This window comes from Cycloclasticus pugetii PS-1 (assembly GCF_000384415.1).
Lineage (GTDB): Bacteria > Pseudomonadota > Gammaproteobacteria > Methylococcales > Cycloclasticaceae > Cycloclasticus > Cycloclasticus pugetii.
On sequence record NZ_ARVU01000001.1, the window covers coordinates 1,462,524 to 1,484,697 of the forward strand.

The 22,174-nt window shown below is 41.8% G+C and carries 24 protein-coding genes; 8 read left to right on the plus strand and 16 right to left on the minus strand.

Annotated features, from left to right (window positions below; translation table 11 throughout):
* Window positions 1–153: 153 nt before the first annotated feature.
* The 5 genes from adk (at window position 154) to soxZ (ending at window position 5,159) form a co-directional block, all read left to right on the plus strand.
* Window positions 154–801, plus strand: coding sequence for an adenylate kinase (gene adk, locus CYCPU_RS0107130; RefSeq protein ID WP_015006201.1), 648 nt, complete (start codon window positions 154–156; stop codon window positions 799–801).
* Between the two features lie 109 nt (window positions 802–910).
* A complete protein-coding gene (locus CYCPU_RS0107135) occupies window positions 911–1,930 on the plus strand; it encodes an aspartate-semialdehyde dehydrogenase (protein ID WP_020162348.1) in 1,020 nt (339 codons plus the stop codon).
* 73 nt (window positions 1,931–2,003) lie between these two features.
* The gene (locus CYCPU_RS0107140; RefSeq protein ID WP_020162349.1) at window positions 2,004–4,082 is read left to right on the plus strand and encodes a type IV pilus assembly protein FimV; all 2,079 of its coding nucleotides are present in this window, start codon (window positions 2,004–2,006) and stop codon (window positions 4,080–4,082) included.
* A 270-nt stretch (window positions 4,083–4,352) separates the two neighbouring features.
* Window positions 4,353–4,811: a thiosulfate oxidation carrier protein SoxY gene (gene soxY / locus CYCPU_RS0107145; RefSeq protein WP_020162350.1), complete on the plus strand. Its 459-nt coding sequence runs from the start codon at window positions 4,353–4,355 to the stop codon at window positions 4,809–4,811.
* Window positions 4,812–4,856: 45 nt separating this feature from the next.
* Entirely contained in the window at window positions 4,857–5,159 is a 303-nt protein-coding gene (gene soxZ, locus CYCPU_RS0107150; protein ID WP_016390086.1) for a thiosulfate oxidation carrier complex protein SoxZ, read from the plus strand.
* A 14-nt stretch (window positions 5,160–5,173) separates the two neighbouring features.
* On the opposite strand, the gene CYCPU_RS0107155 is transcribed toward soxZ, so the two are convergent.
* From CYCPU_RS0107155 to flgB, 16 genes are all read right to left on the minus strand, one after another.
* Window positions 5,174–5,482: a flagellar protein FliT gene (locus CYCPU_RS0107155; protein ID WP_020162351.1), complete on the minus strand. Its 309-nt coding sequence runs from the start codon at window positions 5,480–5,482 to the stop codon at window positions 5,174–5,176.
* 5 nt (window positions 5,483–5,487) lie between these two features.
* The gene (gene fliS / locus CYCPU_RS0107160) at window positions 5,488–5,883 is read right to left on the minus strand and encodes a flagellar export chaperone FliS (protein ID WP_020162352.1); all 396 of its coding nucleotides are present in this window, start codon (window positions 5,881–5,883) and stop codon (window positions 5,488–5,490) included.
* 25 nt (window positions 5,884–5,908) lie between these two features.
* Complete coding sequence (fliD, locus tag CYCPU_RS0107165) at window positions 5,909–7,291, minus strand: flagellar filament capping protein FliD (RefSeq protein WP_015006208.1); 1,383 nt, start codon at window positions 7,289–7,291, stop codon at window positions 5,909–5,911.
* Window positions 7,292–7,344: 53 nt separating this feature from the next.
* Window positions 7,345–7,752, minus strand: a complete 408-nt coding sequence (locus CYCPU_RS0107170) for a flagellar protein FlaG (RefSeq protein WP_015006209.1) — start codon at window positions 7,750–7,752, stop codon at window positions 7,345–7,347.
* A 65-nt stretch (window positions 7,753–7,817) separates the two neighbouring features.
* Entirely contained in the window at window positions 7,818–9,674 is a 1,857-nt protein-coding gene (locus CYCPU_RS0107175) for a flagellin N-terminal helical domain-containing protein (RefSeq protein WP_015006210.1), read from the minus strand.
* Between the two features lie 241 nt (window positions 9,675–9,915).
* Window positions 9,916–11,151: a flagellar hook-associated protein FlgL gene (flgL, locus tag CYCPU_RS0107180; protein ID WP_020162353.1), complete on the minus strand. Its 1,236-nt coding sequence runs from the start codon at window positions 11,149–11,151 to the stop codon at window positions 9,916–9,918.
* On the minus strand, window positions 11,151–13,079 hold the full coding sequence (gene flgK, locus CYCPU_RS0107185) for a flagellar hook-associated protein FlgK (RefSeq protein WP_015006212.1): 1,929 nt from the start codon (window positions 13,077–13,079) through the stop codon (window positions 11,151–11,153). The genes flgL and flgK overlap by 1 nt, the downstream gene beginning before the upstream one ends.
* Window positions 13,080–13,140: 61 nt before the next feature.
* Window positions 13,141–14,067 carry a flagellar assembly peptidoglycan hydrolase FlgJ gene (gene flgJ, locus CYCPU_RS0107190; protein ID WP_020162354.1) on the minus strand — a complete coding sequence of 309 codons (927 nt, stop codon included), beginning with the start codon at window positions 14,065–14,067 and terminating at the stop codon, window positions 13,141–13,143.
* Window positions 14,067–15,167 (minus strand): flagellar basal body P-ring protein FlgI, encoded by a 1,101-nt coding sequence (locus tag CYCPU_RS0107195; protein ID WP_015006214.1) that lies wholly within the window; start codon window positions 15,165–15,167, stop codon window positions 14,067–14,069. Before CYCPU_RS0107195 ends, flgJ begins: the two co-directional genes overlap by 1 nt.
* 9 nt (window positions 15,168–15,176) lie before the next feature.
* On the minus strand, window positions 15,177–15,857 hold the full coding sequence (gene flgH, locus CYCPU_RS0107200; RefSeq protein ID WP_015006215.1) for a flagellar basal body L-ring protein FlgH: 681 nt from the start codon (window positions 15,855–15,857) through the stop codon (window positions 15,177–15,179).
* A gap of 16 nt (window positions 15,858–15,873) precedes the next feature.
* Window positions 15,874–16,662, minus strand: a complete 789-nt coding sequence (flgG, locus tag CYCPU_RS0107205) for a flagellar basal-body rod protein FlgG (RefSeq protein ID WP_015006216.1) — start codon at window positions 16,660–16,662, stop codon at window positions 15,874–15,876.
* 9 nt (window positions 16,663–16,671) lie between these two features.
* Window positions 16,672–17,412, minus strand: coding sequence for a flagellar basal-body rod protein FlgF (flgF, locus tag CYCPU_RS0107210; protein WP_020162355.1), 741 nt, complete (start codon window positions 17,410–17,412; stop codon window positions 16,672–16,674).
* A gap of 27 nt (window positions 17,413–17,439) precedes the next feature.
* Entirely contained in the window at window positions 17,440–18,720 is a 1,281-nt protein-coding gene (flgE, locus tag CYCPU_RS0107215; RefSeq protein WP_015006218.1) for a flagellar hook protein FlgE, read from the minus strand.
* A 19-nt stretch (window positions 18,721–18,739) separates the two neighbouring features.
* Window positions 18,740–19,420: a flagellar hook assembly protein FlgD gene (locus tag CYCPU_RS0107220; RefSeq protein WP_015006219.1), complete on the minus strand. Its 681-nt coding sequence runs from the start codon at window positions 19,418–19,420 to the stop codon at window positions 18,740–18,742.
* Between the two features lie 12 nt (window positions 19,421–19,432).
* Entirely contained in the window at window positions 19,433–19,852 is a 420-nt protein-coding gene (gene flgC / locus CYCPU_RS0107225; RefSeq protein ID WP_015006220.1) for a flagellar basal body rod protein FlgC, read from the minus strand.
* Between the two features lie 2 nt (window positions 19,853–19,854).
* The gene (gene flgB / locus CYCPU_RS0107230) at window positions 19,855–20,247 is read right to left on the minus strand and encodes a flagellar basal body rod protein FlgB (protein ID WP_015006221.1); all 393 of its coding nucleotides are present in this window, start codon (window positions 20,245–20,247) and stop codon (window positions 19,855–19,857) included.
* Window positions 20,248–20,584: 337 nt separating this feature from the next.
* Between flgB and flgA the strand changes: the two genes are divergently transcribed.
* The 3 genes from flgA to CYCPU_RS0107245 all read left to right on the plus strand — a co-directional run bounded on the left by flgA (window position 20,585) and on the right by CYCPU_RS0107245 (window position 22,168).
* Window positions 20,585–21,286, plus strand: a complete 702-nt coding sequence (flgA, locus tag CYCPU_RS0107235) for a flagellar basal body P-ring formation chaperone FlgA (protein WP_015006222.1) — start codon at window positions 20,585–20,587, stop codon at window positions 21,284–21,286.
* Window positions 21,287–21,356: 70 nt separating this feature from the next.
* On the plus strand, window positions 21,357–21,680 hold the full coding sequence (flgM, locus tag CYCPU_RS0107240) for a flagellar biosynthesis anti-sigma factor FlgM (RefSeq protein ID WP_020162356.1): 324 nt from the start codon (window positions 21,357–21,359) through the stop codon (window positions 21,678–21,680).
* A complete protein-coding gene (locus tag CYCPU_RS0107245) occupies window positions 21,677–22,168 on the plus strand; it encodes a flagellar protein FlgN (RefSeq protein WP_015006224.1) in 492 nt (163 codons plus the stop codon). Before flgM ends, CYCPU_RS0107245 begins: the two co-directional genes overlap by 4 nt.
* Window positions 22,169–22,174 lie beyond the last annotated feature (6 nt).

Consider the following 22,174-nt stretch of genomic DNA (forward strand, 5'->3'; position numbering starts at 1 on the left):
AAAAACCGAGCTGATCAATGATGGTATACCTGCCCATTGAGAAGCTTAAAAATCACCACCCCCTAACGTCTATAACAGCGCTAACAACTGGATTAAAACCTCGTATTATGTTATTTTGCGCGATTAAAATAACAATGGTTTTGAGGACAATTAATGCGCATAATTTTATTGGGTGGCCCTGGTTCCGGTAAGGGGACACAATCGCAATTTATCACTGAGAAGTACGGTATTCCTCAAATCTCCACGGGAGATATGTTACGAGCTGCCGTTAAAGCTCGCACACCATTAGGTATTGAAGCAAAAAAGGTTATGGATGTCGGCGGCCTTGTCTCTGATGAAATTATTTTAGGCTTAATCAAAGAACGATTAACAGAAGATGATTGTTCAAAAGGTTTCTTGTTAGATGGTTTCCCACGCACAATCCCACAAGCCATTGGCCTTGCAAACATGGGCATAGAGGTTGATCACGTCATACAAATTGCTGTCGATGACGAAGAAATCGTCCGTAGAATGGCTGGAAGGCGCGTGCACTTGGACTCTGGCAGAACATACCACCTTACTTATAACCCGCCTAAACAAGAGGGACTTGATGACATTACTGGTGAGCCATTAATTCAACGTGCCGACGATCATGAAGACATTGTTCGCGATCGCTTAACAACTTACCACTCCCAAACAGCGCCACTTGTTGACTTCTATTCAAAGGCTGCTGAAACATCTGCAGTTAAATTCAGCACCATTGAGGGTGTTGGTGGTGTGCAAGACATTACTGCAAAAATATTCGCAGTACTCGACGACTAGGTGTTTGCCGAGCAAATTCTCGGCGATACAACAATAAAGCATCAGCTTAACTTTTGATTAAGCTGATAATTTCACTTAAAACTTAATGATTTTGCAAGGAATAACCTAAATGAAAACATATGATATTGCTGTTGTTGGCGCTACAGGCGCCGTTGGTGAAACGATGCTATCTATCCTTGAGGAAAGAAAGTTCCCTGTTGGAAATATTTACCCTTTAGCAAGCAGTCGCTCTGCTGGTGGCACTGTTCAATTTAATGGCAAAAACGTAAAAATCGGCAACCTCGCCGACTTTGATTTTAGTCAAGTTCAAATTGGTTTGTTTTCAGCAGGCGGTTCTGTTTCTGCAGAGTATGCGCCTAAAGCTGCCGCTGCCGGTTGTGTTGTTATAGATAACACATCACATTTCCGCTATGACGAAGACATCCCTCTCGTGGTGCCCGAAGTAAACCCAGAGGCCATCGCGCAACATACCAATAAAGGCATTATTGCAAACCCAAACTGCTCAACCATTCAAATGTTGGTTGCTTTAAAACCCATCTATGATGCGGTCGGTATTGAGCGTATAAATGTTGCCACTTACCAAGCCGTTTCAGGCACTGGAAAAAGCGCCATTGAAGAACTAGCTGGGCAAACAGCAAAATTATTAAATGGCAAAAATGCTGAGGCCAAAGTATACCCAAAACAAATAGCCTTTAATGCTTTACCCCAAATTGATGTCTTCCAAGACAACGGCTACACCAAAGAAGAAATGAAAATGGTTTGGGAAACCAACAAAATTTTTAACGATGATTCAATCAAAGTTAACCCAACTGCTGTCAGGATACCTGTTTTTTATGGCCACTCTGAGGCATTGCACATAGAAACTAAAGAGAAAATCAGCGTCGAAAAAGTCCGTGAGCTAATGTCCTCATTTGACGGAATTACACTTCTTGATGAACGCATTGACGGTGGTTATGCAACAGCAGTTACCGAATCAGCAGGTCATGATGATGTTTATGTCAGTCGCATCAGAGAAGATATCTCTCATCCTAGAGGGCTTAACCTCTGGGTCGTTGCAGATAATGTTCGTAAAGGCGCTGCATTAAACAGCGTACAAATTGCCGAAGTACTAGTAAAAAATTATCTTTAGTCTATAGTTGATATTAATAATATATTTCACTAATTTATGGATAGACGACTATCGTTAGTTTAGGAGCAACAAAATGAACAAGCCTACAAAAACTATTGCCGCACTTTGCCTGTTAAATTCTGCAAGTGCCCACGCATTAGGTGTCGGGGAAATTACAACGTATTCTGCCTTAAATCAGTTGTTAAAAGCGCAGATTCCGCTTGTTGGCTCCAAACAAGAAGACCCCAGCAATATAAAAATAGGCATTGCTTCAAGAGAGACTTTTGATAAAGCAGGAATTGATAGGCCACACTATCTAACCCAATTAAAGTTCACCCCTGTGCTAGGTAAAAACGGTGAAATTACCGTTGATGTTCGTTCGACTGCAACCATAAAAGAACCTTTCGTAAACTTTATTCTCGAAGTTGAATGGCCCCAGGGGCGTACATTAAAAGAATTTACTATTCTTTTAGATCCGCCCATCACAATGTCTGATGTTAGAACCAACCCACTAGAACTACCTCAAACACCCAGCATTACACCAGTAACACCCGTAAACGATGCATCGGTAACAACATATACACCCCCTACCACTACTGTGCAAACTGCACCTGCCAGTGAATATGGCCCAACAAAAAGTCGCGATACTATCTGGGGTATTGCTAAAAAACTCATTACTAATAATCGTACTGTCACTCATCAACAAATGATGCTGGCCCTTTATGACAATAACCCAGAAGCCTTCTACAAAGAAAATATCAATGCTTTAAAAAAAGGAGCGGTGCTTAAACTTCCAAGCACTGAACAGGCAGAAAGCCTCAGCCCTACACAAGCCAGCAATGAATATATTAAACACAATACACTCTGGTCTTCATCAACTACCGTCTCCAGTACGCCAGCGGCCGTTGCAAAACTAGACCAGAAAGACCAAGCCCTTGCAGCGACATCCGACGTTAAAAAAAAACTTGAAAATAACCTAGATGAGGCAAAACTAACCTTATTAACACCGAAGCAAGATACTGAAAAAAATATACCTATAGAAGGCAACACCACTGATACCCCAATAGGTTCAACAAGCTCTACAGAGCAAGCAAACATTGCCATTGAGATGGCTACAACCCTTGAAGAAGAAAACAAAGAGGTTAAATCACGTCTCAATGATTTAGAAAAACAAGTAGACAAACTACAACGTTTATTAGCTTTAAAAGATGAGCAGCTAGCACAATTACAAGCAGCAAAACCTGTCGTTGCTGAATCAACAGCAACAACTGTAAAGCCAGCCCCTATTGACACACCTGTCGAAAAAAATGATAGCAAGGATAATGATAACACCCTTGCCCTTTATGGCGGCGGCGCGCTCCTTGTTCTACTTGGGCTATTTTTAGCACGTCGAAAAAAGCAACGTAAGGAAACACAGCCTGAGGACGTATTTTCTGATACACCAGCTGTTGTACCAACTATTGATACAGACAATACTGATACCTCATCTACTATACTCGAAGAAGAGCCTCTTTTAAGCGAATTCATACCCAGCGAATTCGGCAGCAGTGAACATACCCAAGAAGCGGACCCTCTAACAGAGTGTGATGTCTATATTGCTTATGGTCGATTCCAACAAGCAGAAGATCTTATCAAAAGCGCGATAGAATCAGAGCCAGAAAACCTAGCTCTTAAATTAAAATTGCTTGATGTTTACTTTTCATCCAATAACGCTGAAGCTTTTGAAGAACAGGCCAGTTCATTATCAGACCTAAAAGATTCAGACCCTGACGCATGGAATAGCATTGTTGATATGGGCATGGACATCTGCCCTGACTCACCACTATTTCTAGCACCAGCAGAAGAAAACATTGAAATTCAAGCAGCACCAATTCAAACTGATGACCTTGACCTTGATTTAGAAATACAACAAGACATTGAGCCTGAAGAAGCTAACCACGACGAAGAACCAAAGAGTGAGTTTGAATTTGATTTTGACCTAATCAAAAATCAAGATACACCACAGGATCTGAGCAACCCTACCAGTGAGAGTATTGAAACCATGTTTTCATTAGCACAAGCTTCTCTCGAAATGGAAGACACAGAGTCGGCTCGTCAAACATTAGAAGAAATATTGGAGAACGGTAACGATTCCGACAAAGAAAAAGCACAAAAGATGCTCGATAGTTTGTAAAAAACCACCTTTAATGCGATCGTAAGCATAAAAGCTGCACCTCCCTTTTATGCTATAAAATGCTCAATACGAACGTACGTAGACAAACAAAACCGACCCTTTAATAAAGGCACCTTGCTCATTTGCAAAGAGTCTGCTGCTTGATTGTCATAAAGAACCCTACTTGAAAATACGTTTAATAATGACTAAGACTAGCGACTGCGCAAACGAAGGCTCCATTACAGACGGTTTTCCTTTATAGGTTTTAATCATAAGGCAACTATAAAAGAGATGATTATTTCACGTAGAAAATTTCTAAAATTATTAGCGGTGGGTGCCAGCACTTGTTTAACCTTGATATCTCCCCTCACTAGTTGGGCGGCATGGGCTAACGATGCCTTTAATGCCGACACTCTTAATAAGGCATACCAACATTTATTTGGCTCATCGACCCTCATTAACAGTAACGAGGTAAAGCTAAAGGCGCCTAAAACAGCAGAAAATAGCGATGCTGTTCCTATTTCGATCAAAACCAAGCTAAAAGGTGTCGACTCAATTAGTATTTTTGTACAAGACAACCCTCAACCTTTAACGGCAACCTTTCAAATCCCACCAGATACATTAGCATCTGTGTCGACCCGAATTCGTTTAGTTAAAACTAGCACCGTCATCGCTGTTATCAAAGCAGGAGACAAGTTATATAGTAGAAGCCAAAAAGTAAAAGTCTCATCAAGTGGGTGTACTCGTTAGCAACTTAATAATTCGTTATTAATCTCATCTTATTTGGAGATATAAATGAAAGTGAGAGCAAAAATAATAAATAACATCACTCATGTTAGGGTATTAGCTATACACCCCATGGAAACAGGTGAACGTATTGATAAAGACTCAGGCGAAAGGATATCCGCGAAATATATTCAAAAACTTAGCTGCGAACACAACGGTAAAGAAGTTTTTCTAGCACAATTTGGCACATCAATATCTCAAAACCCTTATCTGGCTTTCTCATTTAAAGAGGGTAAAAAAGGCGATATTTTATCGTTACGGTGGAATGATAATACCGGCGATGTAAAAAAGACTGACACAACCATTAAATAGCTTATTTCTAACTATTAACCTGTTGTTAAATAGGCATTAATAGCTTTATGTGCATGCCCTGCTTGCGACATTTCCATACGAAGGCTATCACGCTGACTCAATAAAAATTGAGTTAGGATTTTATTTTTATCTAGCACCAATTGAATACTTTCTGCCAATACTACAGCTTCGATATCTGGCGGTGTTTCAAACAAATGCTGTATGTCTGTATCACGTGCTTTTTCAAGCTTTACCACTGCATCCCATTCACCCTCTTGAGCTAGCTGAATGAGTTTTTCAGTATCCGCAAGAATAGAGTCAAGGCGTTGTAAATCACTTAGCATAAAAATTAACGTTGCGCGGCATCAGGGCTTATTGCATCCCACCCCATTTTGATCTGACTCAAAAGCTTACCCGCTTCATCAAGCAAGGCAGCATCATTCTTAATATTCGCCTGTAATAAAACGTGATTAATATATTCATAAAGTGCATCTAAATTCTTTGATATTTCACCACCTTGTTTGAAATCTAAACTCGCTCTAAGTCCTTCAATAATTGAAATAGCACTTCCAATTTGCTCACCTTTCTTAGCAACGTGCTGTTGCTTTAAAGCGCTTTTTGCAGACAATATTCGCGATAAGGCCCCATCCAATAGCATTTGGATTAACTTATGTGGTGATGCGTCCATTACACCACCATGTACGGATGTTTGTTGATACTGTTTTAATGCAGTTGCGCCATTCATAGGATTCTCCAATTATAAATGTACTTTAATTATTACTATTTGAATTATAAGCACCTGGTAAATTAGCCAGCTGCTGTGTTAAAAAATTACTCTGATTTTGTAAAGAACTTACCAGTATATCCATGGCGGTAAATTGACTTAATAGCCTACTTTCTAAGGACACTAACCGTCTATCTAGTGCTTCTCGCTGATCGGCAATATCATCCACGCTGACTTGTATACCGGCTGTTCTAGAATCAATGATTCCATTTGAGCCAATATAACCCTCAATAGCCATATCTAACGTATTGGCGATGCCATTACTCGCAGCAAATAATTGTCCAACTTGATCAAAATTACTGTCCAAAGCAGCGTTTAACGTCTCGCTATTTAAGGATAGCTTACCCTCTTCATCTGTTGTAATACCTAGCTCTGCTAACGTGCTAAAAGGACCTGTAAGCCCAGTCACAGAAGAGGAAATTTCTTGTCTTATTAATGTACTAATACCGCGCAAAGTAGAGTCGCCCAATAGCAATCCTGCTGATTCTGTCGCCGCATCGTATGAACCCAGTGTATTAAAGGTATCAACTAAGCCGTTATAGTTGGCAATAAAGGTATCAATCTTAAACGTAATCGCCTCACGGTCTTGCGCAACCGTTAACTGCTCACCTGCACCAACTGAAACAGCATTAATCGTAATACCATCCAGCACATCCGAAAATGTATTGTTATTACTGCTGATTAATTGACCATCCACTTTTATTTGGCCATCTTGAGCTGCGCTTGGTGTATTTAATTGTGTATTGACTAAACGTGACAAACCAAATTCATCTGAATTTTCGCCATCACTATCGACTGCTGTTATTGTTATTGCATTATCTAAACCACTAGATGTTGCTGTAAAAACTAATTGTTGCCCCGAATCGACATTAATAATAGAAGCTGAAACACCTGTATTATCATTGGCAGCATTAATCGCATCTCTAATATCCGTTAGGGTATCTGTTGCATCAATCGTTAAAGAAAAAGAATCAGCACCCTGGGTAAATGTTAGGGTGCCGTCTCCTATTGTATCCGTATCAGCAAAACCACTGGTTGTTATCAACTTGTGCGCTTGTGCTAACTGAACAACTTCAATGCCATATTGCGAGACATCCGCTGTTTCATCAGCCGTCGCAGTAAAAACCTCATCATTACTGGATAAAGCAGACCTGAGTTGAAAATCCGCTGTATCTTGCAAGTCTCGAACAGCCCCTTGAAAAATAGATAAAGCACTTTTCAAAGAACCAAACGCTGAAATATCACCTAAATATTCAGCTTCATTAAAGTCAAGCCTGTTTGATTTATCGACACCCTCTGCTTCAACCAACTGAGTGATCAATGTATTAACATCTATTCCAGACCCGATACCTGCTGATGAAATTGACATAATGGTTTCCTTATTTACATAATACTGAAATAACTATGCAAAAAGCTTGCCTCCTACGCACTTTCGTTTACCAACAAACCACGAGCCGCATCTTCTGATTGCGCCTTGTTTTCAGCCAAATACGCTGCCATTGCTAACACATCTTCAGACGGAAAAGTCCGGATAACATCACCCGACTCCTTATCTGTTACCGTTATAACGGAACGACCAGTATCATCATGCACACTAAATTGTATAGATCGTTGAACGTTTTGAACAAAGCTATTCAAATCACTCACCGTTTCTTCAATTTTTTGTGCAGCTGATGACTGGCTACCGCTTACCTCTTCCGGCAAAGCTTGACCACCCATTGACTGATTACTTACCTTCTGTGCAATAACACTATCAGTTGATACGGTAACATTAGACGCCTTAGACGTTACCGCCTTTGGTGCCGAACTAACTAAATTTAATGTTTCCATAACTACCTCCTGTTTAGATTAATACTGGCTCTATTTTCATAAAGCCAGTATTTACCCTTAACGCCCTATTGCAACAAGGCTAATACGTTTTGTGGTAACGAGTTAGCTTGAGACAAAATTGACACACCTGCTTGCTGCAGAATTTGCGCTCTAGTCAACGCTGCAGTCTCTGCTGCAAAATCAGCATCTTGAATACGTGAGCGCGCTGCACTTAAGTTTTCTGAGGTAGTTGCTAGGTTAGCAATAGTAGATTCAAAACGGTTTTGAATCGCACCAAACGTACTACGCAAAGAACTCACAGCCGTTAATGCAGAATCAACCTGACGAATGGTCGTTTCTGAATTAGCCACAGTATCCACAGCAGCTGTCGATAAACTTCCAGATACATCTGTTGATGAAGCTAGACCCAATGTTGTCAGACCAGTAGTTCCCGTCACTGTGATGCTTTCGTTAGAAACAACGTTCAAGGTACCATCAGTATTAAGCGCCGCAGAACCCTCACCATTTAACGCTGTATTAATAGCGTCTACCAGGCTTTGTGCTGTGGTATATGTACTATCAGCAACTGTAAAAGCTGTCTGAGTACCTATTTGTATACTAAAATCACCTGCTACTGTCACTGATGTGCCAGCTACCCCAGCTACATCACCGTCTGTGATTGCAGTTACCGTCTCTGAACCCGCCAATGCAAAGTTACCAGTAGAAGCATCCTCATCGGTAAAAGTAATATTAGTACCATCACTTTCTGCCGTAAAACCTGCGCTAGCATAACCTGTTGATCCAGTTATGGCTGCCAACAAATCAGCCGCATCCGTTATGTTTGTATCCAGTGTTACTGTGAACAAGCTTCCACCTGGTGCCGTAACAGTAAAGTTACTATTTGCTGATGTGTCAGCATCTGAACCAGTTACATCTTGCACAATTGCAATGTTGCCCGGTGTTGCAAATGAAGCGCTAACAGTACGTCCGACTGTTGCTGCTGTACCTTCATTTACATCTGACAATGTAACGGTATCAGTATTATCCGACTCTGTCGTTAATCCAGATAGGGCAGATGTAGTTAACGAATCTGCTTTTGCTGCAGCAAACGCTGCGGCAAAGGAGTCTGCATTTGTTGCAACCGAATCAGCTGCAAAATCAGTAGCAATTGTTACATTATTAGCATCAACAACAGTATAAACATCAGCGTTACCAGAGCCTGCATCTTGGAATGTAAAAACTACGCCTTCGACAGTGATCGTATCATTTGCCGCCGCAGGAGCATTTGCAAATGTGATTGTATCTGAACCCGCAGTGGCCGGTACCGTAGAGTAATCGGCAACAAGACCAGCAGCAGCCGTTGTAAAGGTTGCGGCAGTACCATCAATTAGATCAGTTAGATTAGTCGATGATGTTGCTGTTGCTACCGCTCCAATAGAGTCCAGACGTGTACTTGTTGATAAGTCTAAGCTGATCGTTTCGCCTACATTTGCACCCACTTGAAACTGGGCGCTACCAAACGTGCCATCAAGAATTTTTTGACCGTTAAATGATGTTTGTCCTGCGACTCTATCAATCTCAGCTAAACGTTGTTGCACCTCTAAGTTTAACGCCGCTCTATCTGATGATGAGTTTGTTGAGTTAGCAGACTGAATCGCTAGCTCACGAATACGTTGCAAGTTGTTACCAATCTCACCCAATGCGCCTTCAGCTGTTTGAGAAAGAGAGATAGCATCGTTTGCATTTCGAGACGCTTGGTTTAAACCACGAATTTGTGTGGTAAAGCGCTCTGAAATGGCAAGGCCGGCCGCATCATCTTTAGCACTGTTAATACGTAAACCGGAAGAAAGTCTTTGTAACGACGTGTTTAACGAACTTTGTGATGTATCTAAGTTACGTTGTGCCGTCAAAGACGCAATATTACTGTTAATAAATTGAGGCATTTTATTGCTCCTATGTAAGCTTAATGCTTACTTTTTCTAAAACATGACGGATATATCTTTGAGTATGACTAGATATTCACCGCCTCCGCTTAAGGTATCGGCGCTATAAAAATATTCTTTAGGATTTATTTTAAGTTTTTTGTAGGTTACAACTAAGTGGCATCACCAAGCCCCAAACATCGACTCTATGAGTCAAAAATATTGACACCACATTTATAGAGTCGACCTAGAGTTTATTTAATTATAATAAATTAAATAATGATAAATTTTGCACTTTAACGAATGACTGCTGTGCTGCCTGCAAACTCACTATTTGAAGATTAAATCGACTGATCGCTTCTGCCATATCAAGGTCTTCAACCTGTGACTTTGCGCTTTGAAGGTTTAATAAGAAGTCTTGATTGGTTTCTTGTTGGCTATCTAGTGCATTTAGCCTTGCACCAATTTGAGAACGCACATCTAAAACACGGTTCAACGCGGTATCTAACTGATCCAAGTGATCATATAAAGGGATAGAAACATTCGTTGCACTGGTAGCGCTTGTAAGCGATACATCAATTGCCAGCTCTCCTTCACCTGGCGTGTTAGCAATGATACGGAGTGTATTATTAGTTTGATCGAGATCAACTGTTGAATCATTACTGGTAACTGCCGCATTTAAAAGAGCAGCTACGTCATCGCCCGTTACAGCAGCAGAAATATCCACCGCTATGCTTGGTGGTGCAATCGCTGGCCCCGTCCCATCATCAAACTCATAATTAATACCGTTGATAGTCATTGACTGCGCATCTAAAGGCACCGAATTAAAGGTTAACTCTGTTTCTTCTACCGCCGGTCTATTGGTCGCTAAATCCGTCGCTAAACTGTATAACGTAGTGAACACATCCTCTGCATTGCCATTTTTATCTTGCAGATTAAAAAACAATTCTGCACCTGAATTATTGTCTGACACCGTACGGTTTTCACCAATCTGTATCAAACGCTGACCTTGATCGCCTTGAAAACTAAATACACCCGTGGCAGCCGAACCGGTAACCGCCTGTGTTTGTCCTTTAAAACCTGAATACAGGTAATCACCATTAGCATCTTTGGTATTGGCGAGCGCCACCATTTCGTCAAGACGCTGAAACATCTCGTTTGCTATAGATTGTCGGTCAGCTGCCGTATTTGTATCGTTGTACCCCTGCACGGCTAATTCACGGACACGGTGTAAACTATTGGTTACACTTTGCAAGGTTGTATCAGACAACGACAAACGATTTTCTGCGTAATTTATATTCGTTTGAAACTGCGTGATTCGGCTGATGGATTGGTTAAAGTCGAGGACCTGAGCTGCACCCGACGGGTCATCAGATGGTGTAAGTATCCGTTTACCTAATGAGATTTGTTGCTGCGCTTGGTTAACTTGAGCCTGCTGGAACATAATCGCATTAATACCCAATTGTTGAGCAAGGCTTGTTGAAATTCTATCGACCATTATCTGAAAGCTCCTAATAGCGTTTCGAAAATTGTACGAGACGTTAACACAACTTGACTAGCGGCTTGATACGCTTGTTGAAAACGAATTAAATTAGCCGCCTCCTCATCTAAATTAACACCACTGACAGCATCTTTGGAGGCGATGGTTTGCGCCAAAAGACCATTTTGTGCAGCCGCATTAACTTCAGCCGACTGTGTCCGGCGACCCACATCGGCAATAACTTGACCGTAAACATCTTGAAATGAGGCGGTACCACCGGACAAACTCAAATTCGTTTGCAACCCAGCAAGGAAATGCCCATTTCGGTTATCACCCGTGCCACCTGAATTATCAACCAATGAGAAGGTATCACCCTCATCAGGCTGACCGGTTAGGGTAAAGCTAATATCGCCAAAACCAGCGACATTAACCGTATAGCTATCGCCGTTATTTGTTGCTGCATCGTAGGCCAAGGGCCCTCCCGTAGCATTACTAACCGTATATTGTTTTAATGTATTGTCATACGTTAAAACAACACCAGCCGGTAACGATGATGCTGATAAACCAGTCACCGCCACATTACTTAAACCGCCAGTTCCAGAGTTGCTGACGGTTTGCTCTGAGACAACCGGAAGCGCAACAGCAATATCTTTAGGGTCAGTTAACGCTAATGAGAAATTTTCAGCCGCATAACGTGTTGGGCTGATCACTCTATACTCATTATTAACATTTGCCGATGATAAATCGAAGGTTAGCCCATCGTAATCAACCGATGCTCCAGACGATATAACACCACTGATAGAGGTATTATCAGATAACCGTGTAATGTTATAGGCTGTATTTGGTAGCGCCGTCCCATCCGTTGTAACACGATAATCGCTATTAATTATTTGTGATGGATCGGAAACACTGACAGCCAATGAGCCTGCGTTGGCATCGGCCTTAACATGGGTAATATTTGCTGTACTAAAAAAGTTTAGCCCCTGTTCGCCCTCTAGGTCGATACCATTGGCATGTTGATTATTTACTGAGAATGACAGACCGATAGCTATTTCACCTAAGGCATGAACCGCTTCATCTAACACCTCATCTTTAAAACGTAAGGCTCCCCCTATTTCACCCCCTGTCATAAACTGGGTAATAGCTGTATCAGCGCCGCCCTGCTGAAAAATAACATCAACTCTAGTAGGGTCTAATGTAGACGGCTGCAAAGCCAGTGTATTGTTCGTATTACCTAAGACTAAAGTTTGCCCATTACCAATAAAAACATTGACCGCGCCATTTTCTTGCTCATTGGTTTTTACATTCACTAACTGAGACAAATCATCAATTAATTTATCTCGTTGATCCAATAAATCATTCGGCAAGTTACCATCCGAACCACCTAATGCGCTGGCGATCCTGTCATTAATCAGAGCAATATTTTCAGATAGGCTATTTACCTCGTCTATATTTCCCTGTAACGAACCGTTAACTTGCGTGCTAACACCATCAAACAATCGGTCTAATGTAGCAAAACGGTTTTCCAACACCTCGCCTTCAGTTAATAGCACTTGGCGTGCTGGAATAGATGTTGGATCATCTGCAACAGCTTGAACCGCATTGAAAAAATCTTGTAAGGCCGTACTTAACCCAATATTTTCATCCGCTAACACACCATCAATTTGGTTAGCAAAGTTTAAATAAGTCTCTAATTCAGACACAGCAGTACTACTGCTTCTATATTGTGTGCTTAAAAAAGCATCATAAAGCCTACTAACATTAGTCGCACTAACACCCGAACCAATATACCCAGCACCAGCCAGTTGTGGATTATTAGCATCTAACTCGACCCGTTGACGGCTATAACCTTCTGTTGAAGCATTGGCAATATTATGACTGGTCGTGTCAAGCACACTTCTAAAGGCAGTTAAACCAGACAAGCCATTGAGTAATAAGTCACTCATAGGGCTGCTCTTTTTAAATGTTGATATGTCATATTATGTCTTCCATTGTTAACGTATCGGCCTAACTGGCAAAACCTGAAGCTGGAACGGTAAGACCACTAAGCTGCGCACGATTAAGGATCGATAGTATTTTTTGGGCATACGCAGGATCGGTTGCATATCCTGCTTTTTGTAGGCCTTTTACAAACCCTTCGTTTGAATCTACTTGAGTTAACGCCTGCTGATAACGTGGGTTTTGTTGCAAGAACTGCACATAATCGTTAAAGCTCTCTTGGTAACTATCGTATGCTCGGAAAGTTGCTTGACGTTTTTCTGCAATACCATTTTCGTACTCAACCGTTTGTACTGAAACAGTTTTGCCTTCCCAGCCATGCGAGGCTTTTATACCGAATAAATTATGACTACTTTGGCCTATTTTATTTCGCATAATGTGTTTACCCCAGCCGGTTTCTAGGGCAGATTGGGCTAATAATACTTTGGCATCCACACCCAGCTCTTGCGCTGCTTGTTGTGCCTGCGGCCACATTTTATGAATAAAATCTTCTGGTGAGTTAATGGCTGTTACGTTACTTGAAGGCTCAGCCGTTTTCACTTCTTGTAAGGCCCCTTGAATTCTTCGTACCGAGGCTTCTCGATAATCAGACAACCCCTGTGCCGCCACCATGTTTTCGCTTTTTACTTGGCCACCCATTTGCTGAACAATCATATCCGCCAACCCCAAATGCCCCCGTTTGGATAAATCTAGAGAAATTTGATCGTCATACATCGATTCATAAAACTTTGTTTTTTCACCATCAATTAACTCGGAATCAGGCACCGTATCTCGCATGCTTTTAAGCATCATTTTTAAAAACACGGTCTCAAATTGACGCGCCACTTGCTCTAGGGCTTCTTGTTTTTCACCCTGCCCGCCAGTGGCCTTAGCTTTTAATTGCGCTAAGCCATTAAAGTCTGCATAAACATCTGCTTGTGAGCCGTTTATATTCATTAGATAACAATCAGCTCTGCAGTTAATGCGCCCGCGCCTTTTAGCGCCTCTAAGATCGCCACCAAGTCACTTGGACCCGCACCCACTTGGTTAACAGCCCGCACAATTTCATCCAGCGATACACCAGGATCAAAAACAAACATGCGTTTATCTTCTTCGGTAACGGTTATATCTGTTTGTGGCGTGACAACTGTTTGCCCATCCGAAAACCCGCCTGGCTGGCTAACATTTAAATTCTCGTTAATGGTCACTGTTAAATTACCGTGAGAGACCGCCGCTGGACGTACTTTGACCTGATTGTTTATGACAACCGTACCCGTTCTTGAGTTAATAATAATACGCGCTGCTGATTGTGCCGGCTGCACTTCTAAATTTTCAAGCAATGACATAAAAGCAACCCGTTGAGCTGGGTCACGTGGCATATTCACTTTAACGCTGCCACCGTTTATTGAATGTGATGTTTGCGGACCAATAGCTTGGTTTATCGACATTGCTAAGCGATTAGCAGTTGTAAAGTCAAAGGTATGCAGGTTTAACGTTAAGGAATTACCATCATTAAAGGGGCTATAAACAGAGCGCTCTACCGATGCACCATTAGGGATATTTCCTACGGTGGGTATATTCACACTTATTTTAGAACCATCATTACCCGATGCACTCAAACCACCCACAACTAGATTACCTTGCGCTATCGCATACACTTTTCCATCAGCACCTTTTAAAGGAGACATTAATAAGCTACCGCCGCGTAAACTTTTCGCCTCGCCAATCGCATTAACGGTCACGTCAATCATTTGCCCTGGTGTTGCAAAAGCAGGTAATGAAGCGTGAATAATAACGGCTGCAACATTTTTAGATTTTATTTGCACATTTGATGGGATTTTAACGCCCATTTGACTCAACATACTGCGCAAACTCTGGGAAGTAAAATCCCCCGATTTCACCTTGTCGCCGGTTCCATTTAAACCAACCACCACACCATATCCCACTAATTGGTTTGAGCGAACACCTGTAATAGAGGCTAGGTCTTTAATTCGCTCGGCATTAGCGTTTGTGATGCTCATTGCTAACAAAACCAATACTATTTTAAAATATCTCATCACCTTCTCCTAAAACGGGAACACCGCACTGATAAAGAAACGTGCTAACCAACCAATTTTATTAGCATCTGCCAGTGCACCTTCACCTGTATACATGATAGTGGCATCGGCAATTCTTGTAGATTCCACACTATTATCGGGGTTAATATCGGTTGGGCGAATAATGCCCGATAAGCGAATATACTCATTACCCTGATTCAAACGTACACGCTTTTCACCACGAATTTTTAAATAGCCATTCGGTAAGACATCTATCACGCTAACGGTAATGCTACCGCTGAGGCTATTATTTTGTGTGCTTTCTGTCTCACCTGCAAAGTCACTCGCTGAAGCCAAACTGCTATCAAGATTCAAACCAAATTTAGAGGGGTCACTCATACCCAAGATGGTAGGCGTAGAAATTGAGGTACTGTTATCTTTTTTGATATCAGTATCGGCTTGTTTCTTTGCATTGGTTTTTTCAACCAAATTAATCGTTAAAATATCACCGATTCTTCTGGCTCTTATATCTTCAAATAAACTCACCTCATAACCCGCTTGATAGATAGAACCATTATTGCTTTGTGGCACTTGATAAGAGGTCGGCTTAGCAGGCACATACTCCGGATCGTGGCGAGGTTTACTCATATTATCCATCATCGCGCAACCGGATAGCATGAACACTAAGACAAAGAGTTTAAGGGTTTTCATTATCATGATTCCTTGTTTATAAATCCTGCATTAAACGTTGTAGCATTTGATCTGAATTTGAGATGGCCTTTGAGTTCATTTCATACGCACGTTGAGTTTCGATCATGCTGACCAACTCTTCTACAACGTTCACGTTAGAGGTTTCTAATGAACCACCTGATAACAGACCCACGCCTGTTTCGCCCGGTGTCGTTACTGTTGGGCTACCACTGGACAAAGACTCCCTAAACTGATTTTCACCAATGGGGTCTAGACCTGTTGGGTTAATAAAGTCGGCCAGTGTAATATTGCCTACCTGACTTGGCGTAGAATTACCGGCTTGTAAAACTGACACTGTGCCATCCACACCGACAGTAACACTTAAGGCATCTTCTGGAATGGAAATAGAGGGCTCTAATGGGTAACCGCCTGATGTTACCATTTGGCCATCGCCATCCAGTTTAAAGCTGCCATCACGTGTATAGGTAATACTGCCATCAGGTCTTAAAATCTGGAAAAAACCACGGCCATTTACCGCAATATCAAGCGAGTTTCCTGTTTGCTGAATAGTCCCTTGGGTATGCGTTTTTTCAGTAGCAACCGTACGAACCCCTGTACCAATCTGCAACCCCGTCGGCAAGATATTATCTTGTGACGATTGCGCTCCAACTTGTCGTACATTTTGATACAACAAATCTTCAAACACCGCTCTCGACTTTTTGTAACCGGTTGTATTAACGTTGGCTAGGTTGTTTGAAATAACCGACATCCGCGTTTGTTGCGCTTCTAGTCCCGTTTTACTAATCCACATTGCTTGCGTTGACATTTAACTCTCCTAACTGACGCGCATCAATTGAGCGCTTGCTGCTTCGTTTTCACTGACTGTTTTCATCATTTTGACCTGTAACTCAAAATTTCGAGCCAGCTCAATCATGCTGACCATCGCGTTGACAACACTCACATTACTACCTTCTACAGATCCTGATACCAAACGCACTTCGGCACTGGGTTGAGCATCTAGTCCGCTTTTTAATCGGAATAAACCATCCTTACCTTTTTCAACATCTGCTAGCTCAGGGTTCACCAATTTAATTCTATCGATGGTTGATAATGTTGCCGCACTATCACCCAGTGGAATAATACTAATCGTGCCATCGCTTCCAATTTCCACCTTGTCAGCCTCTGGTATCGCCACAGGACCACCGCCACCCATCACTGCTAAGCCTGTACCGGTTGTTAGCACCCCATTGGGTGTAATTCTCAAATCGCCCGCACGGGTATAGGCTTCGGTGCCATCTTCTGCCTGAACAGCTAACCAGCCATCACCATTAATAGAGACATCTAAGTCTCGGCCTGTTGACTGTATGGTGCCGTGGTCAAAGTCTATTCCAGGGCGCTCAGCCATCGCATAAACATTCGACGGAAGCCCTGCGCCATATACTGGCATGCTTCTAAATTGAGACAAATCGGCTTTAAAGCCCGTGGTATTCGCATTCGATAAATTATGTGAATTCACCGCTTGCGCCAACATTGCTTGCTTGGCACCGCTCATTGCTACATAAAGGCTACTGTCCATTTAATTTCTCTCTTCTTGAATCAGTGATTATCGAATATTAATAATGGCCGTTTGGATTTCATTCTCAGTTGAAATCGCTTGAGCATTCGCTTGGAAATTACGCTGAGCAGTAATCAAACTCACCAACTCCGTTGCAATATCAACATTAGAGGCTTCAAGCGCACCAGATTGAAGTGAGCCAAAGCCTGCCGTACCAGCAGAACCAATCACTCGGTCTCCAGCAGCAAATGTATCGGCCCAAGACGTATCGCCTAATTGACGCAAACCATGTGAATTGGGAAAGGTTGCCAACGCTACCTGACCTAACTCTGTGGATTGACCATTGGTGAACGTTGCAGAAACAATACCTGCCTCATCAACACTGATGCCGCTTAGACGACCAGATGCAAATCCATCTTGACTCAGTGAGTTAACAGCAAAATCGCCGCCATATTGGGTAGTATCCGAGTAATCAAAGTTTAACGCTAAGTTTGCAGCCCCATTACTCATTGGCAATGCATCAAAGGCAACATTGCCACTACTGGGCGTTGCCGCCTCAGCAATACTTTGAAATGAACCGAGGCTATCAAAGGTCATCGTCAAAAAGTCATCGGCTCCCGCATTTAATGTTAATGGGTTACCATCTACATACGTATGCACTTGCCATTCATTACTACTGGGGTCACTTGCAACGTAATACATCGTGGCAGGAAAATCATTGCCTAATGAGTCAAAAACCGTTGTTGATGTTGAATGGTTGTAACTATCCGCATCTGTTGCACTAAATTCTGTTGGATCAATCGGGAAAGTCGTATACGTTGATGGAACAGTTTGTTGAGAATCCAGGTTTAATGTAGGTTCAACACTGGTTGTTGCCGACGGTGCAGAGTCACCCGTACTTAACTGTAATGAGGCTAGGTTCCCAGTATTAAATGTACCATTACCATTTGATGGGAATGTTTGTAACTGTCGTCCAGAACTATCAACAACAAAGCCATCTTTATCGGTTGAATAAGCACCCGCCCGAGTATAAACATTAGTTCCATTATCACTTAGAACAAAAAACCCATCACCGTTGATCGCTAGATCTAAACTACTGGAGGTAAATTCAACATTACCTTGGCCAAACTGCTGCGACACACTGGCAACACGAACACCACTACCCGGTGTATTACCAGACACACCTGTAAAAGAGGTAGCAAACACATCTGCAAACTCTGTACGGGACTCTTTAAAACCATTTGTAGAGGCATTGGCAATATTGTTACCAATCACCGATAAATCAGTTGCTGAGGCATCAAGCCCACTTAATGAAGTACGAAATGACATAGTATTCTCCTAAACGTGTTTAAAATATTCTTGAAACATTGCTAAATGGCACACTGCCTAGACCCGACAGGTTCAGTTGCAATGGTTTACCTAGGCCGCCCAAGGTAACGCTGTCAACATCTGCCGAAATTTGTGTATCCAATTCAAAATTTTGACCGTCGATACGCGCTTTAGCATCAACGTTATAAAGCCCCGGAGACGCCACCGTTCCATCTGAACGTTTGCCATCCCATGAGAAAGCAACAGGGCCTGCAGATTGTGTTCCTAGTGGAATGGTCTGCACTATCTGCCCTGCTTGGTCAGTAATATTGATTGAAACGTCTGGTGAACTGGTCGGTAACGTCAGCTCTCCATCAATTGAGCCCCCCGCTGTTAAGACACCTGCCTGTAGCGGAACATTAACCCTTCTTCCCACTAAATTAGCTGCCTGTAGAGCTTGGTCATTTGATACAGATGACGCAAATTCTGAGAAAGAGGTATTCAATCCATCAATGCCAGTGACTGTACTAAATTGTGCTATTTGACCTAAGAAATCACCACTTTCCATTGGCTTCATGGGGTCTTGGTTATTTAGCTGTGTAACCATCAGTTTGAGGAAATCGCCCTGCCCTAGATCACTGTTTGATTTACTGGTATTTGTCGCCGTACTTTGTTGAGCAAGGCCTAAACTTTGTAGCGTATTAAAATCGACTTCTGACATGGTTATTCTCCGTTACTGACCAATTTTTAATGTTTGTTGTAAAAGTTGCTTTGCCGTATTTAGCACTTCAACATTATTTTTGTAGCTTTGACTTGCAGACATCATGTTGGCCATTTCTTCAACCACATTAACGTTTGGCTTAAAAATATATCCGTCTTGATTCGCCATTGGGTGTTGCGGCGCATATTCGCTGCGAAGAGGCGACTGGCTTTCGACCACGCCCAATACGCGAACTTTTTTTGCGGCCGATTGTTGGTTAGCCATTGCTCCGTCTAGCACTTCAGCAAAAATTGGCTGGCGCGCACGATATGTCTCACCGGTACTGCTGCTTACCGTTTCAGCATTCGCCATATTGCTGGCCACCAAATTTAAGCGGGTTGTTTGTGCGCTCATTCCGCTACCTGCCACATCAAAAATATTATATAAAGACATGCTTATTCACCCCTTAGCGCTGAAAGGTAACTGGAAATTTTGCCGTTCACAAAACGCAGAGACGTTTGATAGTCCATTGCATTTTGCGCATACTTTGCTTGCTCAACCTGTGCATCCACCGTGTTACCGTCTAGCGAAGCGCTTAACGGTGTACGATAAGCAAGAGCAACCGTCGCTGGTGTTTTATCAAACCCAATATGCTGATGATGTGTTTGTTTCACATGACCTGCCGCTGTGTTGAGCCTGTTTAAAACTGACTTAAAATCAAAGTCTCTTGCTTTATAGCCTGGCGTATCGGCATTAGCCATATTAGAGGCTAATACTTCAGCGCGTTTAGAGCGATAAATAAGCGCTTGTTCGTGTACACCAAATAATGAGTCAATCGTTGTTGCCATCTGTCACTCCTGTTTCGTTGAAAACAATAAAGCAGAAACCATGCCATTTTTTTAATCTAATTAAATCAATAGGTTATAAAAATAAAAGGGTGGGTAAATAGCGGCAAGAACGGCAAAAAAGCGGCAAAGCGGAAAGCATTGGGGACAAAATTACATACTTTTAATAACGGGGTAAGCTTGTACCAAGCACCCCTTCCTCTGCATTACCTTATATAGAACTATCTAAACGGTTCGTTATTATCATCTCCGATTCCATTTACAAATGTCTTTATTACGGCATATTTAATGCATATATATTTCTAACCTATACATCGTCACGATATTGCACATAACGTTTATGAAATCATTGTTAACACTAATCACTTTATTACTGCTGTTTTCTCCGCTGCTCTTTGCAACAGAGCAACCGTTTGAAGATCATCAAAATATTCTGGACAATGCACATACCTATTTAACCGACAGACTGGCTAAGCAACATTTAGAACACAATATTACCGTTCAAAACATAGACTCACGGCTCAAACTCAAAAAATGTTCTTCAGAGATTGACATAAGCCTCACCCAAGCGCCTGTAAAACCAGGAAAAAATACATTAAAAATTGAATGCATATCGCAGACTCCTTGGCGAATATTTATGACGGCACAGGTTCAACTTTTCAGCCATGCTTTGGTTTTTAACCAGCCGTTCAACAAAGGGCACCTTCTTAAAGAATCTGACATTACATTAAAAAAAATTGAACTGACAGGACATCGATCCGCTTACTTATCAGAGTCTAAACATGCGATAAATCATGTCTTAAAAAGGCGAGTTCGCCGAGGCGATCTTGTCAGTGTCAATATTTTGTCAACCCCAACCCTTATTAAAAAAGGTGACAACATCACAATCATTGCAAAAAACAAAGGCTTCCAAATCAGCATGAAAGGCATTGCATTGATGGCCGGAGGCAAAAATGACAAAATCAAAGTGAAAAACATTAAAACCAAAAAAATCATCCAAGGAATTATTTCTGATTCGCAAACTGTTAGAGTAAGCATATGAGAGCGTCTATTAACCATCAAGTTTCCTTACAAATCGCCGATACAGGTGATGCATAGCCACAGGAATTATTATGTCTATTAATATCAAAAAAACCGGCCATAAATCAGCTCAGAGCCCTGTTAACAAAGCAAATAACACCAAGAAAAACACCAAAAGTAGCGCCAAAAACGCTACTAAAACAGCTGATAGTGATAGTATTGATTTAACTGAAAACGCATCCAAACTCCAACAAATTGAACAGTCTCTTCAAGACATTCCTGTTATTGATACCGGTCGTATAGAGGCCATTAGCCAATCCATTGAAGAGGGTCAGTACAACATCGATAATGAAAAAATAGCTGATCGAATTATTAAAAGTGAAACAGCGCTTCACCTTAAAAAGAAATCATCATGACAAAAAAATCATCGGATCAACTTATTGAACTAATACAACAGCTTGAGCACATCTCAGGTCAATTAAACAGCACCTTAAAAAAAGAACAAGCCGTTTTGAAGCTGAAAGACAGTCAGCAATTATTGGAACTTTCTGACGAAAAAAAAGCCTTAGTTACCCACCTAGAAAACCACACCAAAACCACGCATATTTTTTTAAGAAACATGAATATCAACAAAGGTCTTTACGGTTTTTCAGATGCCCTTTCCAGCTTAGCGCCTGGAGGTATCAAGACATTACTAGAAAAAGCCTGGTCCAACATTCAAGCTTTAGCGGAAGACAATAAAGAACTGAATCAAATAAACGGCTCCATTATTGAGCTTAATCGTCGACACACCCAACGCTCACTGGATGTTTTACGTGGACAAGCGAGCACAACCACTTCTACATACGGGGCAGACGGGCATGCCGCTAACAGTAAAGTATCAAGAAACATCTCCATTGCTTAATTACAC